This window comes from Levilactobacillus suantsaii (assembly GCF_004115745.1).
In the GTDB taxonomy this organism is placed as follows: Bacteria; Bacillota; Bacilli; order Lactobacillales; family Lactobacillaceae; genus Levilactobacillus; species Levilactobacillus suantsaii.
In genome coordinates this window covers 13,886-27,824 of record NZ_QXIL01000002.1, presented here as the reverse complement: position 1 = coordinate 27,824, position 13,939 = coordinate 13,886, and the positions used below count along the sequence as shown (strand labels likewise).

At 52.8% G+C, this 13,939-nt stretch carries 11 protein-coding genes; 8 read left to right on the top strand and 3 right to left on the bottom strand.

Annotated features, from left to right (window positions below):
* The first annotated feature begins 7 nt into the window (after window positions 1-7).
* A complete protein-coding gene (locus DXH47_RS01110; protein WP_182150712.1) occupies window positions 8-436 on the top strand; it encodes a hypothetical protein in 429 nt (142 codons plus the stop codon).
* Window positions 437-799: 363 nt separating this feature from the next.
* Here the strand turns inward: DXH47_RS01110 and DXH47_RS01105 are convergent, their stop codons facing one another.
* Window positions 800-1,897: a M24 family metallopeptidase gene (locus DXH47_RS01105; protein WP_129031252.1), complete on the bottom strand. Its 1,098-nt coding sequence runs from the start codon at window positions 1,895-1,897 to the stop codon at window positions 800-802.
* Window positions 1,898-2,095: 198 nt separating this feature from the next.
* Between DXH47_RS01105 and ccpA the strand changes: the two genes are divergently transcribed.
* From ccpA to DXH47_RS01090, 3 genes are all read left to right on the top strand, one after another.
* Entirely contained in the window at window positions 2,096-3,097 is a 1,002-nt protein-coding gene (gene ccpA, locus DXH47_RS01100; protein ID WP_129031251.1) for a catabolite control protein A, read from the top strand.
* A gap of 167 nt (window positions 3,098-3,264) precedes the next feature.
* Complete coding sequence (locus tag DXH47_RS01095; protein ID WP_225423469.1) at window positions 3,265-4,089, top strand: hypothetical protein; 825 nt, start codon at window positions 3,265-3,267, stop codon at window positions 4,087-4,089.
* Window positions 4,090-4,436: 347 nt separating this feature from the next.
* Complete coding sequence (locus tag DXH47_RS01090; RefSeq protein WP_129031249.1) at window positions 4,437-7,994, top strand: leucine-rich repeat protein; 3,558 nt, start codon at window positions 4,437-4,439, stop codon at window positions 7,992-7,994.
* 91 nt (window positions 7,995-8,085) lie between these two features.
* On the opposite strand, the gene DXH47_RS01085 is transcribed toward DXH47_RS01090, so the two are convergent.
* Both DXH47_RS01085 and DXH47_RS01080 read right to left on the bottom strand, forming a co-directional pair.
* Window positions 8,086-8,826 carry an amino acid ABC transporter ATP-binding protein gene (locus tag DXH47_RS01085; protein ID WP_129031248.1) on the bottom strand — a complete coding sequence of 247 codons (741 nt, stop codon included), beginning with the start codon at window positions 8,824-8,826 and terminating at the stop codon, window positions 8,086-8,088.
* Complete coding sequence (locus DXH47_RS01080; RefSeq protein WP_129031247.1) at window positions 8,819-10,297, bottom strand: ABC transporter substrate-binding protein/permease; 1,479 nt, start codon at window positions 10,295-10,297, stop codon at window positions 8,819-8,821. Before DXH47_RS01080 ends, DXH47_RS01085 begins: the two co-directional genes overlap by 8 nt.
* A 405-nt stretch (window positions 10,298-10,702) precedes the next feature.
* Here DXH47_RS01080 and DXH47_RS01075 point away from each other — a divergent pair, with 405 nt between their 5' ends.
* From DXH47_RS01075 to comGC, 4 genes are all read left to right on the top strand, one after another.
* Window positions 10,703-11,440, top strand: a complete 738-nt coding sequence (locus tag DXH47_RS01075) for a YebC/PmpR family DNA-binding transcriptional regulator (RefSeq protein WP_129031246.1) — start codon at window positions 10,703-10,705, stop codon at window positions 11,438-11,440.
* A 215-nt stretch (window positions 11,441-11,655) separates the two neighbouring features.
* Window positions 11,656-12,627: a competence type IV pilus ATPase ComGA gene (gene comGA / locus DXH47_RS01070; RefSeq protein ID WP_129031245.1), complete on the top strand. Its 972-nt coding sequence runs from the start codon at window positions 11,656-11,658 to the stop codon at window positions 12,625-12,627.
* Window positions 12,614-13,615: a type II secretion system F family protein gene (locus DXH47_RS01065; protein WP_129031244.1), complete on the top strand. Its 1,002-nt coding sequence runs from the start codon at window positions 12,614-12,616 to the stop codon at window positions 13,613-13,615. The genes comGA and DXH47_RS01065 overlap by 14 nt, the downstream gene beginning before the upstream one ends.
* Window positions 13,615-13,929, top strand: a complete 315-nt coding sequence (comGC, locus tag DXH47_RS01060; protein WP_129031243.1) for a competence type IV pilus major pilin ComGC — start codon at window positions 13,615-13,617, stop codon at window positions 13,927-13,929. The genes DXH47_RS01065 and comGC overlap by 1 nt, the downstream gene beginning before the upstream one ends.
* Window positions 13,930-13,939 lie beyond the last annotated feature (10 nt).

The following is a 13,939-nucleotide window of genomic DNA, read 5'->3' as shown; positions in this document are numbered from 1 at the left end:
CATCAGAATGGCAAAGCACAAGTTATTAGCAGGATTAATTTTAGGCGGTGCAGCCTACGCGGCCTACCAAGCTTTGGATTTGGAAAAACGTGAGGCCTTGAAAGATATGGTGCGTAAACAAGGGGATGCCTTGAAGGATCGCGCCGTGGACTATGCCTTTTACGCGGCTGATGCCTTAGACGACTTTAAGGAAAACCTTCACGATCACTTGGACACTGATGAAGACGATGACGAGCCAGAAGATTGGCGGACGGCGAGTGATGAAAGCGCTGAAGCGACCGATGACGACATCGTGTTGAGTAGTGACCAAGTTTCCAGTATGGACAGTGAGACGGCGACTGAATCAGAGACCGACTCTTCTGAAAGTACGGCCGCGACCGATACGGCAAGTGAAGCCTCCACGTCGGCGACGACTCAACCAGGTACACCGGCTTAACGGTTGCCATAACCTAAAGTAAAGATCGGTGTTCAAGTGACCCTCCAAGATTGGAGATTAAAGCCAATCCTGGGGGGTCACTGTGTTTCCCCTTTTTGAGTATCGCGAGTGGGGGAAGTGATGCCCCTTTGCAAGAAATTTTATGATACATTGGTGTCCAAGTCTGGTAAAATGATGATAGCTCATAGCGGGGACGTCTTTGCTTTTCGTGGTTGTTAGGTGATTAAACCCGCTATGGGTCTTTTTAGTGATTTGGTGTCTGTCAACGTAAGGCAGCACAACATAAAACCCCTAGGGTGGCTTTTAAGGGCCAACCTGGGGGTGTTTTTAATTTCGATGATTTTTTAAGCTATTGGGTGCAACTTAACCGACGTAAGTGAGTTCCTTTGACGTGTGGGTGAAGGGGAGACTGCCGTCAGCGGTGACGTGGACGCAGTCTTCGATACGAACACCCGCCACACCAGGGATGTAGATACCGGGCTCAATGGAGAAGCACATGCCGGGTTCTAAGACCAGGTCGTTGCCCGCCATGATGGACGGAAATTCGTGGTCGCTCATGCCCATGCCGTGGCCTAACCGATGAATGAAGTATTCGCCATAACCGGCCTTAGTGATGATGTCGCGGGCAATCTTGTCGAGTTGGGCGGCCGTGATACCAGGCTTAACGGCAGCTTGGGCCGTTAACTGGGCTTCTAAGCAAACGTCATAGATTTCCTTTTGCTTGGCGGTTGGCGTACCCAAGGCAACGGTCCGGGAAGCATCCGAAATGTAGCCTTGGTAGACGGTCCCGAGGTCGAACAAGACTAATTCGTTAGTGGCAAATTTGGTATCGTTGGTTGCCCCGTGGGGTTCCGCGGCGTGGGCGCCAGCTTGGACCAGACTGCCGAAGGACATCTCCATGATGCCTTCCTTCATTAAAGCGTACTGCAGTTCGGCAACAGCGGATTGTTCCGTGCGACCGGCTTTCACGGCGGCAAAGCCATGTTCAAAGGCGAAATCGTCCCACTTTCCAGCGATTTCCAGCTTCTTGATTTCGTCGGCGGACTTGATCAGGCGCATGTGGTCGATGAAGCTGGTGATATCGATATCGAAGGTCGGGTGGTTCAACTGAGCGCCTAAGGCTTCCATGCGGGCCACCTGTAGTTGTCCCTTTTCCAGGGCGATGTGCGTGGGGGCAACGTGGCGTGCCTTGACTTGGTCGGCGATTAACGCCCAGGGATTTTCGTGATCTAGGTAACCGATGACTGGGAAGGCCCAACCAGTGGCTTTGATAACTTCCACTTCTAGCGCGGGAGCGAAGATAAAGGGATCTTGGTCGGGAAAGACGACTAAAGCGAGGACCCGTTCGATGGGGTCACTGCCAAAACCAGTTAAATATTGGATGGTTTTGGGATTGCTGAGGTAAGTCATATCCGCGTGGTGTTCCGCGGTCCATTGCTGGATCTGTTCGAGTTTTGTCATGTCATCACCCTTTCAAAAGTTAGCCTCATTATAGCATAGCCAGGCTCTTAGCTTGAAAATTCAGTGAAATTAGGGTATTCTTTGGGATGAAAGCGTTTTCAGTTCTTGCACGCCAAACTAACTTTTTGTATACTAGTTCAAGTCGCATGAAAACGGATGAAAACAACTTAAAACAGAAAAGAAAGGGCTATCGTTATTATGGAAAAGCAGACAGTAACAATTTACGATGTGGCGCGTGAAGCGGCAGTTTCCATGGCCACCGTCTCCCGGGTGGTCAATGGCAATCCGAACGTTAAACCAGCAACTCGGAAGAAAGTATTGGAGGTCATTGATCGTCTGGACTACCGGCCAAACGCCGTCGCTCGTGGCTTAGCTAGTAAGAAGACCACCACGGTCGGGGTTATCATTCCGGACGTCACCAACGTGTACTTTGCCTCGTTAGCACGAGGAATCGATGACATTGCGATGATGTACAAGTATAACATCATTTTGACCAACTCCGATGAAAATGGGGGCAAAGAGGTTCAGGTGCTGAACACTCTGATGGCTAAACAGGTCGACGGAATTATTTTCATGGGTAACCAAGTAACCCCCGAACTCCGCGATGAGTTTAAACGGTCAAAGGCGCCAATCGTTTTGGCGGGTTCAGTGGACGAAGAACAGAACCAACCGAGCGTCAACATTGACTACGTGGCTGCAGTGGCAGAAGCTGTTAAGAATTTGATTGATCACGGGAACCGCAAGATTGCCTTTGTGTCCGGGTCGATGGATGAGGCCATTAACCATGATTACCGCTTGAAAGGCTACAAGAAAGCCTTGAAAGATGCGGGGATCGCTTACGATGACAAGCTGATTTTTGAAACGGATTACACTTACAAGGCGGGGCAAGCTTTGGAGCCCGCGTTGATGTCGACGGGAGCTACGGCGGCCTTTGTTGGCGACGACGAACTGGCAGCTGGGGTGATGAACGGTTTGACCGATGCCCAAGTCGCTGTCCCAGATGACTTTGAAGTCATCACCAGTAACGATACCAAGTTAACGGAATTGGTTCGGCCAAAGATGAGTTCTATCACGCAACCGTTGTACGATATTGGTGCCGTTGCGATGCGGTTGTTAACTAAATTAATGAACAACGAAACGGTCGACGACAAAACGGTCATCTTACCTTATGGGCTGATGAAGCGGAGTTCGACCAAGTAAGCAATCCGGATTGGGCCACAAGAAAAGCGGCTCTCAACCTGGTTTGTGTGAGGGCCGGGACGGTTTGGCGTTCCGGCCTTTTTCACCTTAAGCCCCCCTTAACCTTTTAACCATTAAGATGTGCTACAATAAGTAACAATAAATTTCTAGTCATGGAGGTGGCTGGTGTGAGTGAAAACACTCGAATGGCCCGTTACCATCCCACAGAACCTAAACAGGCCCCGGACCCCCAACCACAGGCCACTTATCAGCGGCGCCCCGCGTTAGGGCGTTGGTTGGCCGTTTTGGTTCTTCTGTTAACGGTAACGGTTGGCCTTAAACTGACCGTTTTTAACGCGACGTATACGGCCGGTGTAGTCTCCCGGTCGACGGTGGGGGAACGTGTCATCAACCGGTTGAATAATAAACTTAGTGATTTAGGCGTGACGGGAAATCCGGTGACTGCGAGCGTTGCGCAACCTTATCTGGCGATGGGGGTGGCCCAGTTGTATGGTCAATCGGCTAATTCCGTTGATGCAACCGAATTGACCAGTGCGATTGAGACACAGGCCTCGACAGATGGCGTGTCCGCTAGTACCTCGTTGACCAAAAGCATTGCCCAACGAGCAGAGAAGCTTGTGACGAAGACCTTTAACACGACGGCCATGCAGACAGCGGCTAGTCAGTTACAATGGGCTCGGCAGCTGAACTTCTACGTGCTGGTCGCGGCGTTACTCTTAACTGCGGTGACAGTGGGGTACGCGTTAAGCGTCCACCATTTCTGGGCCGGTTTGGGACCTGGTTTGACGTTGGGGGGCTTGTTAGCTGTGATTGTCGGCGTGGTGGGCTGGTTCATATTGCCAGTTATGTTGCCCAACACGACCACCACGGTGACCCACTTATTAACCTCGATTGGCCATAGTGGCCTGGGCGTCTTGATCTTTGTTGGCGGGGGTGAAATTGTCTTAGGCCTCCTCGCCTTACTCGGTCACCGCACGTTTCGGTCCGCGTAACTAATTGAATGTTAAAACAGTGTCATTAGCTCGGGAGAGACTCCCGGGCTTTTTTGTTGTTTCAACAAGTATGGGTGGGGAAAGTGGCAACGTGCGAATAATTAATTACCCACTCAACCTATAAAAGGATAATGGACTAACTAAAGCTGGTAAAAAACTACCACTGGGTAAGCGTCCGCTTTATGATGTAAACGGATTTGAAACCAGCTATCTGATGGGATTACGAGCTGGTCGGGGTACTTAATGCAACCCATAATTAATAGTTGCAATTAATAGATAATCGCTTAATATATTTGGCAGAGCCTCATTTTAATCAGAGTGGGCGACAGAATCTTGGGGGGATCAACATGCCAGTGAAACAAGGGACCACAAAACAAATTTTGACACAGCGTTGGGCCATTACGGCAGCCACTGTAGCGGCGATTGGAATCGGCGTCACCACTGTGCCTGGGCACGCGGACGAAACTTCGGCAGCGGCTAGTTCAGCACAAGCGACAGTGAGTGCGGCTCAGACCACCACAACGAGTCAAGCGACGTTAAGTTCGTCTTCAGCGGTAAGCTCGGCGGCGAGTTCAGAAGCGACGCCAAACCGGAGCGCAACTGCTAGTTCGGCCACAAGTAGTGCTGTGACAAAAGCACTGAGTTCCGCTGAAACGCCAGTTAGTTCTGGGGCGGTGACGAGCACGGCACAACCAGGTAGTTTAGCCGCCAATTCAACAGCGACTGTGAGTTCAAGTGCGGCAGCAGGGAGTGGTCATTTGGCGGCTAGTTCTGTGGCTGCATCAGTAGCGGCGACCATTACCAATGATGCGCAGGGGACGGGGCAAGGCACAGCTTCAGCCGGCAAGGCAACGGTCGCCCAAGCCGCGCAGCAAGCTACGGCTACCAGTTTACAAATTCCGGTCGTACCAACCGTTACGGCCGCAGCCACGGCGGCTAAGACGCCCGCTTATGCGGACAGTAGCGTGTTTGATTGGCAATTGAACGCCGATGGCACTGCGACGATTACGGGAGTCACCCAGCAAGTGACCGGAACGTTGAATTTACCCCCGACTTATACAGTCAATGGGCAGACTTATACGGTCACGGGAATTGGTGCGGCAGCCTTTGCATCGCAAACCGGGTTGACGGATGGATTGACCGGCGCGGTCTTTGCCAACGGACTGATCACGATTGGGGATTCCGCGTTTGCGTATTTACCGAATCTCCAGCTGGTCGATTTTTCGGCTAACCAGACGCTCCAGACGATTGGGCGGGAAGCCTTCGTTGCCGATGGGCTGACGCAACTGGTCTTACCTGCTAGTGTGACTAGCATTGGTGAAGCAGCGTTCACCTATAATAATACGTTGACCACGGTGACGCTGCCTGCCGCGTTGACGTCACTGGGCGACACGGCCTTTGCGAGTTGCGCCCAGTTGACTAGTGTTGATTTGACACCGGCTACGGGGCTGACCACAATTACCGCGCACGCCTTTGAAAACGACCCGCTGACGACTTTAGTGATTCCCGCCAACATCCAAACGATTGGTGAAGCAGCGTTTGCCAATAACGTGCACCTGACCACGTTGACCTTTGCGCCGGCTAGCCAATTGACCACGATTGAAAAAGATGCGTTTATCTATGATTGTGAGTTGACTGATCTGGTCTTACCAGATGCTGTGACGACGATTGGCGACCAGGCTTTCTTGGCGAATGCCAAACTAGCAACGTTAACGTTAGGAGCGGGCCTACAAACGATTGGGGTCAATGCGTTCACCTACGATAATGCACTGACCACGGTCGATTGGGCGCCGGCTCAACAGCTCCAAACGATTGGCGCCGGCGCCTTTGAATATGACAGTATCATGGGTGACTTGCCGGTGTTGGCGAGCCTCACCACGATTGGTGAGGCGGCGCTAGCAGGCAACCAACTGAATAGTGTGGTCTTCGGCGATCAACTGGTGACTATCGGGGACGCGGCGTTTAGCTTTAACCACTTGACGGGGAGCCTCGTGGTTCCCGAAACGGTTACCAGCGTGGGTGAACGGGCGTTTTACGGTAACGAATTAACTGCGGCTACTGTGGGCGATGCGACCACCTTAGGAGTGGACGCGCTGTCTTATAACCGTTTGACCACGTTACACGGGCCAACGGTCAGTGATATCGTGGCTGATGAGCAACTGGTGACCACCTTTAAGATGGCCCCGGACACATTACCGTTGACCGATTTATTCGATTTGAATCTCGGCGGCCAAACGACGGCGGATCTCACCCTCAGTAATCTCACCAATGGCGTCACATTAGTAAATGGTCAATTGATAATCCCGCAGGGGACGGATCGGTTCACCTTCGACTGGGCCTTGCCGCTGACGACGGGGGCGACCGCTTACTCTGGAACTTATACGGTCATCTTGGACAATCCGGATATCAAAGTCACGGATTCGACCATTTTCGCGGGAAGCACTTGGACGCCGAGTGATAACTTCGTCAGTGCGGTCACACCACAGGGCGACGATTTGACACTGGACCAATTGACGACGGTCGGTAACGTGGACACGACTCAGGCGGGAACCTATCAGGTGACTTACCAGTACCTGGCGAACGGGGCCGTGGTTTCGGCGCAGACCGCTACCGTGACGGTGCTCAAGCGAACCGCCACGTACCGCTTGACCGGAAGTTCGACCACGACTTATACGGGGCAGACTCCCACGTTAGACGGCAGTGGTTACCGGATTGTGTTGCCCGATGGGACCATTTGTGAGTTGACCACGGGTGATCTCGATTTCACGGGAACTGCGACCGCCCCCACCGCGGTTGGAACTTATGCAGTGGGGCTCTCAGCAGCGGGTCAAGCGAAACTAGCCGCTCAGCCAGCCTCGCAAATGTACGATTGGGTCGCAAACACTACTGGGGCCACGGCGACCATTACACCCGCACCGGTGACCATCACCCCTAATAACGTTGTGGTCTATGTGGGCGAGACGCCGACGTTGACTGCGACCGTCAGTGGCCAGCCAGTTGATGGGGTGCCGGTTGACTATACTTTTGCACCGGTGACCACCACGACGGCGGGGTATCAAGATATCCAGGTGATTTTGGGCGCTAACCCGAACTATACGGTGACCCTCCAGCCGGGACGGTTGACCGTGTTGGCTTCTCAGCAGACCTTATTGGGAACGGATTACACCTGGACGATTGGCGACCCAACGCCCACGGCTGCCGACTTCAATGCCAGTGCCACGGATAAAACGGGGGCGGCGATTCTCGTGACGGTCGATTTGAGTCAAGCCGAATTGACACAGGCAGGGGATTATCCGGTCACGCTCACCACGAGTGACGGACAAACCAAGACCGTGACGTTACACGTCGTGGCCGCGACCACGGGTGGTGACACCGGCGGCGGGAATGGGGCGGTGACGCCAGGGGAGGATCCGGACCAGGGCGTCGACCCTGACACGCCAAGTAGTCCGGACCCAACACCAGTCGTACCGGACCCAGCACCCACGCCAACGACACCAGGAAGTAATCTGCCGGCGGATAAGTCAACGGACGGCGAAACGCACCGTGTGATTGGGGATGCCGCCGTCCCTAAGACGGTCACCGGGAGCGCACTGGTGCGGTCGTTAAAGACGAATCCGCGTTTGCGGGTTCCAGGTTCAACGGGCACTTCAACGACTTCTACTCGGCAAGCAAATGGGTATCGGGGGCACGGCGTTCAATCGCTAGCGACGAGTCACGGTAAAACGACGCAACTTGCCAAAAGCAAAACCAACCCAACGACGCCAAGGTCAACCATTAAGGTGGCTCAAGCAACGGTCTTGCCACAAACCAATGAAAACCCACTTCACGGTCGGTTGTGGGCCGCGATAGGGCTGATTCTCGGTGCGCTGGGGTTGAAACGGTTCCGCCGGCACACGGATGAGTAATTGAATTTAATATGAATAAGTAAGATAAGTAAAAGTGCGTCCCCAAGAAATCATCATCTCTTGGGGACGCACTTTTAAGTCGTTTGTGAGGTTACATTAAGATTTTAGAGAGGAAGTCCTTGGCCCGGTCGGTCTTGGGGTGGGCGAAGAAATCCGCCGGGGTACTGTTTTCTTGGATGTACCCGTCGTCCATGAACCAGACCCGGTCGGCCACGGACTTCGCAAAGCCCATTTCGTGGGTCACGACGACCATGGTCATTCCCTGAGCGGCTAAGTCTTGCATAACGTTGAGGACTTCACCGACCATTTCGGGGTCTAGGGCCGACGTGGGTTCGTCAAAGAGCATGACCTTGGGGTTCATAGCCAGGGCCCGGGCGATAGCGACCCGTTGAGCTTGCCCCCCGGAAAGACTGGTTGGGAAAGCATCGGCGTGGTCGTCCAAGTTGACCTGTTGGAGTAACTGGTGGGCTAACTTGGTGGCTTCATCGTTACCCATGCCCTTGACCTTCATTGGGGCCAACTTGATGTTTTCTAGCACGGACATGTTCGGGAAGAGGTTAAAGCTTTGAAATACCATTCCCATTTCTTCTCGCAAGGCGTTGACCCGTTTGGTGTCTAGCGTGGTCAGGTCTTGGCCATCAAAGGAGACTTGGCCACTGGTCGGGGTCTCGAGTAAGTTCAAGCACCGCAGAAAGGTACTCTTCCCACTCCCGGAAGGGCCGATGACGACCACGACTTGACCGGGGTCGACCTGTTCAGTGATGTCTTTAAGCACCACGTTTTTGTCGAAATTCTTGGCGAGGTTCTTGACCTCAATGATCGGTTTAGTCATGTTGCATTCTCCTTTCGAAGTAGTTCAAAATCCGCGAGGCGGTAAAGGTCATGATAAAGTATAGCACCATGATGACCGCAATGGGAGCCACGCCCCGGTAGGTATCAGACCGCACGATGTTGCTTTGGAAAATCAGTTCGGAGACCCCGATGATCGAGACGATGGAACTATCCTTGATTAAGGTGATAAATTCGTTTCCAAGTGATGGCCAGATGTTCTTTAACGCTTGAGGGAGCACCACGTAACGTAACGTTGAGGCGCTGGTTAACCCTAGGCTCCGAGCGGCTTCGGTTTGGCCTTCGTCTACGGAGTTAATCCCACCCCGAATGTATTCGGCGATGTACGCCCCGGAGTTCAACGAAATGGCGATAATCCCGGAAGTCAAAGCGGGGAGGTTCACGATGAGGCCTAATCCGAAGTAGACGAACATAACCTGGACCATCATTGGTGTCCCCCGAATGAATTCGACGTAGGCTGTAGCTAACCACCGCAAACCGGTCTTGAGGACGCCACCGTGTGCCATCCGGGCCAGCGACAAGATAACCCCTAAGATGAACCCGAAGAACACGGAGCAGACCGTGATGATCAAGGTGTATTTGACCCCGGTCAAGAAGGCTTTCCAGTAGTGCCACATGCTGGTGTTAACGGTGTTGGTCTTCAAATGCTTCCCGGCAGCGGGTAAGTACTTTTTGTTGACCAAGTTTTGTTTGCGAATCTGGTCGACAGACTTGTTGGCGGCGTTGACCAAGGAAGTCGAGCCCTTCTTAAAGGCCACGGCCGCACTAGTATCGGAAGAACTTAGATCAAAGTGGCTGGGAATCATGGCCAGTTGCTTGTTGTTCGCTACGTAGGCTTGTGCGGATGGCTTTTCCATCGCGACCCCATCGATTTTATGGCTTTGCAGGGCCAAAATCAGGTCGGACACGGAGGTCATCCCCTTGACCTTGGTGCCGGTCGTTTGCTTCTTGGTTTCGTTAAACATGGTCGACCCCGTTTGGGCACCAATCGTCTTCCCCTTGAAGGAATCCTTGTCCTTGTACAGGCCCTTTTCGCTCTTGTTGACCACGATGCTGTAACCACCTTGGTAGTACAGGTGGGTGAAGTCAACGTTCTTCTTCCGCGCGGGGGTCGGGTTCATCCCGGAGATGACCATGTCGACCTTACCAGTCTGCAAGGCGACCAGTAAGGAATCGAACGACATTGACTTGACGACTAGCTTGACGCCTAAGTCCTTGGCAATTTTTTGGCCGACCGCGACGTCCATGCCGACGATTTTGCTTTTGCCGTGGACCGTGGCTTGGAATTCATAGGGCGGGTAGTCGGGGGACGTCCCCATGACCAGCTTGCCCTTCTTTTGCACCTGGCTCAATGAGTCATCGGTGGCAGCTTGTGCCGTCGTGGGGGTCAGGGCTCCCCAACCGATGAACAGAGCGAAGGCAAGAGCGAAAATAAATGCTAATTTTTTCTTCATACCGAATTAATGCTCCTCTTTTATTGAATGATTGACCCTTATTATAGCGACAAATGTTTATTTATACAAGACATAGTTTCTAAAAACACATTTTATACATAAATTATTCTTATACGCAGGTTAAAAACGCACTGTATAGCTGTTTTTAAAATGTATATTATTTGATAATTTATGTATAGTTTAGGGGGCTGATTTGAAGTAGGCCTTACTAATGAAGAAAGGGCCCCATCATAAGGCGCTATGGTGGCCCCAAAATGGGTTGCGGACAGATGGGTTGGTAAAGCCAGCTAGGGGGCGCCATGGCGGGATGGACGTTTATCTTGAAAAGGGCCCAAAGTGGTGCTAAAATTAGCATTGTCTGTTTTATATGGATATATAAATTTATTAGAAAAGAGGAGTTACGAGATGTCAGGACACTCTAAATGGCATAACATTCAAGGGCGTAAAAACGCCCAGGATGCAAAACGTGGAAAAATTTTCCAAAAGATCTCACGTGATTTGTACCAAGCTGCAAAAGCAGGTGGTGTTGATCCCGACGGTAACCCTCAACTTCGTTTGGAAATGGACAAGGCCCGGGCAGCTAACATGCCGAAGGACAACATCAAGCGTGCGCTTGACAAGGCTTCCGGTGTTGGCGGTGCCAAGTTCGAAGAAATCACCTACGAAGGTTACGGTCCTGGCGGGACGGCAATCATGGTGGCAGCGTTAACGGATAACAAGAACCGGACGGCTGCGGCTGTACGGTCGGCGTTCACGCACCATGGTGGCTCATTAGGCGCTGCTGGTTCCGTTTCCTACATGTTCGACCGTAAGGGTTACATTGTAATCTTACGTGACGGCTTGGACACGGATGAAGATACGATGTTGATGGATGCTTTAGATGCCGGTGCGGACGACATGGAAACGACCGATGATGAATTCACCATCTGGACGGATCCTTCACAAGAAACGGCTGTCCGTGACGCGTTACAGGACAAGGGCTACAAGTTAGACACTTCCGAAGTACGGATGTTCCCGCAGAACACCACTGAAGTACCAGAAGCCAAAGTTTCCCAGTACCAAGGCTTGATCGACGAACTGGAAAACAACGACGATATTTCGGATATTTACGAAGCCGCCGTTTTGCCTGAAGGCGTGGAATAACAACACAAGATGAGAAGGCCGCGGGCAACTTGCCGGTGGCCTTTTTTGTGGGCTGAAAACGCGATGATTAGAACTGCAAAGTGGCGCGCCAAGATGACTTGTCTTGGCGCGCCACTTTTTGTCCGGTTCGGGAATGACGTTTATTTTAAGCTTTTCAAACTTTAAGGCTCAGTTTGCGAAACTACAGAGTACAAACGTTACGGGAGGTGACGGGGATGCCAATCAAATCCCTAATTGACGAACTCTTAGCTGCTGCGGTCCAGGACAAAAGCAGCGACATTTACGTGTTACCCAGGGCACAAGCCTACTATATTCATTTACGACAAACGCAAACCGTACGATTATGGCGGGAGGTGACTACTGACGTGGGCCAGCAATTGCTGACCTACTTTAAGTTTCATGCCGACATGGCCGTGAGTGAGCACCGACGTCCCCAAGTGGGGGCGTTGACCTGGCCGACGGTAACGGGGCATTTAGAACTGCGGTTTTCGACGGTCGGTGACTACGCCGGTCGCGAGTCACTGGTCATTCGGGTGATTTACCCTTATCAGACGCTTCAGTTAGATTACTTGGAAACCGGTCAACGACAACAATTGGGTGATTTGGCCCAACAACGGGGGCTCATGCTCTTTGCCGGGCCCACTGGTGCGGGTAAGACCACGACCATGTACACTACGGCGCGGCATCTGACCGCGAAAGCCGTAGTGTTGAGTATCGAAGACCCGGTCGAAATCAAGGAGCCTCATTTTATTCAGCTTCAGGTCAATGCCTCTGCGGGGATGACCTATGACGAGTTGATCAAGGTTGGCTTACGGCACCGGCCGGATGCCTTTATCATTGGCGAGATTCGCGACGCGTTGACGGCCCAAGCCGCAATCCGGGCAGCCCTCAGTGGTCACTTAGTGTTGAGTACGGTTCATGCGCGCAGTGCAGCGGGAACTATCAGCCGTCTATTGGACCTTGGTGTGGCGCAGACGCAGCTACGCCAAGTCCTGACGGCGGCCTGTTACCAACGGCTAATTCCCCGGCAACAGCAGGGATCAGCCGTGTTATTGGAGATTTTAGCCGGGGCGGCTTTGTGGTCCCCGACGACTAACCCACGAGAAAGGTGGCGGCACAGTCTTGAACAAGCACGAATGGCGGGAACGATTAGCCAGCAGACTTACCAGACGTATGCGGCCGGGTAAGTGGTCGTTAGCCCAGCAGGCCCGGGTCTGTCAATTGTTGGCGGACCAATTGCAAAGTGGCTTTTCGTTGCAGCAGGCGTTGACCTTTATGCGCACGACGGATAGTCGTTTGCCAGCAGAGTTGCAACAGATTGAAGCGCAATTAGTCGCCGGAGTGGGGTTAGTGGTGGGCCTCAAGCCGTACCTCCAAGAAAACATTTACTTCCAGTTGCGTCTGACCAGCCATTACGGGGACTTAGGACCCGCGTTAGCCCGTTCGGCGACGTTATTGACCTTGATGGCCACTCAACGCCAACGACTACGGCAACTCTTAGACTACCCAGTGGGGTTACTGGGGGGCATGGGCCTGCTCTTTGCCACGCTCCAATACGGGGTGATGCCGCAGTTACAAACCAGTCTGGCTCCGACCACGACCGGCCCCCGGTTGACCTGGCCGGCGTACGTTGCCATTGTAGCCATTATCGGGTTTGGCATCACGGGGGTGGCCGTGGCTCGGTGGTGGTGGCACCAACCAACGCTTTCTCGAGTCCGGGGCTACTTACGTTGGCCATTGGTGGGGCGGATTTTTCAGGCTTACTACGGCTATTACTTAACGGAAAACCTCAGTCAACTGGTTCAAAGCGGGCTGAGCGTCAAACAAATGATTCAGACCCTCCAACGATTGCCAGAACGGGCATTGTTGCACCAACTGGCCGTGGTGTTGGCCCAACTTTTGGATCAAGGCACGTCACCGATGGGCTGGCTTTCCCGGCAACCCTACATCCCCAGCCAATTGGTGGTGTTACTCCAGCAGGGTAACACGCCAGAACAACTGGCCCGAGAACTAACGGCTTACAGTCGGTTACAGTACCAGCGATTGGTCCAACGTAGCGAACGGGGCTTAGCCTGGGTGCAACCGATTTTATTTACCCTGGTGGCAGGCCTCATCGTCATGGCGTATTTACGGTTGTTACTACCGCTCTACCATAATTTACAGGGGGTCTACTAATGACACGTGTGCGGCGGGGATTCACTCTGGTCGAAATGACCATCGTCCTCTTTATTATTTCCCTATTGATTTTAATTATTCTACCGAATTTAAACGGTCAGCGCAGCCGCGCCCAAAAGATTCATCGTGACGCCATGGTGACCATGGTCCAGGGACAAGCGACTGCCTATTTAGATGAGAACCCGACCGCTAAGACGGTTACCATCGAGGAACTGGGCAAACAGGGCTATTTGACCGCGCAACAGGTGGAACGGGCTGGAAAGGAAGGGTTGGTGATCCATGATGGCCAGGTTGAACGTCCGGCGAAGAAGTAGGGGCTTTACC